Origin of the sequence: Streptomyces sp. CA2R106, from assembly GCF_037034245.1 — a bacterium.
Taxonomy (GTDB): domain Bacteria; phylum Actinomycetota; class Actinomycetes; order Streptomycetales; family Streptomycetaceae; genus Actinacidiphila.
On the sequence record NZ_JBAGKC010000244.1, the window covers coordinates 1 to 209 of the forward strand.

The following is a 209-nucleotide window of genomic DNA, read 5'->3' on the forward strand; positions in this document are numbered from 1 at the left end:
TCCACGCAGGACCCCACGACCTACGCGGCCCCCTCCACCTCCTCACCTTCCGCGCCCGCAACCCCCTCGCCTACGCACACGGCACCCTCACCGACCACACCACCGACGACCCCGACGACATCGAGGAACTCACCCGCCAATACGACCAACTCCGCGACCTCGCCCTCACCCCCGCCCAGACCATCGAACACCTCCACACCCTCCGCACC

At 69.4% G+C, this 209-nt stretch carries 1 protein-coding gene; it reads left to right on the plus strand.

Features of this window, described 5'->3' with window-relative positions; all coding sequences use genetic code 11:
* The coding region (locus tag WA788_RS35940) for a Scr1 family TA system antitoxin-like transcriptional regulator (RefSeq protein WP_335984771.1) at positions 1 to 209 on the plus strand (209 nt) is incomplete at both ends.